This window comes from Hoeflea sp., from assembly GCF_984452065.1.
The window spans coordinates 1-533 of sequence record NZ_CFHWAF010000215.1 but is presented as its reverse complement, the minus strand read 5'-3'; the positions used below and the strand labels follow the sequence as shown (position 1 = coordinate 533).

The 533-nt window shown below is 62.3% G+C and carries 1 protein-coding gene and 1 pseudogene; both read left to right on the top strand.

Going from position 1 to position 533, the window contains the following annotated elements:
• Positions 1-141 (top strand): annotated as a pseudogene (locus AC5E6N_RS23295) (30S ribosomal protein S3); the annotation flags it as partial.
• Positions 142-175: 34 nt separating this feature from the next.
• A partial coding sequence (rplP, locus tag AC5E6N_RS23290) for a 50S ribosomal protein L16 (protein WP_491750044.1) occupies positions 176-533 on the top strand: 358 nt, incomplete at its 3' end.

Below are 533 nucleotides of genomic sequence, written 5' to 3'. Positions count from 1 at the left end.
CATACCGCATACGGCGTTTGCGGCATCAAGGTCTGGATCTTCAAGGGTGAAATCCTCGAGCACGATCCGATGGCCTCTGAGCGCCGGGCAACGGAAGGTGACAATCAGGGCGGTGGCGGACGTCGTCGCGAGAACGCGTAGCAATCGCGCGTAAGCCAGTTCGGAGAACAAGAAAATGTTGCAGCCAAAGCGTACGAAGTTTCGCAAGCAGCACAAAGGCCGGATCAAGGGTGTCGCCAAGGGCGGCTCGACCCTCAATTTCGGTTCATACGGCCTCAAGGCCCAGGAGCCGGATCGTGTGAACGCGCGCCAGATCGAGGCGGCCCGCCGCGCGATCACCCGTCACATGAAGCGTGCCGGCCGTGTGTGGATCCGCATCTTCCCCGATGTGCCGGTCACCTCCAAGCCGACCGAAGTGCGCATGGGTAAGGGCAAGGGCTCGGTCGATTACTGGGCCGCGCGCGTCAAGCCGGGCCGTGTGATGTTTGAAATTGACGGTGTGCCCGAGGATATCGCACGCGAGGCGCTGCGCC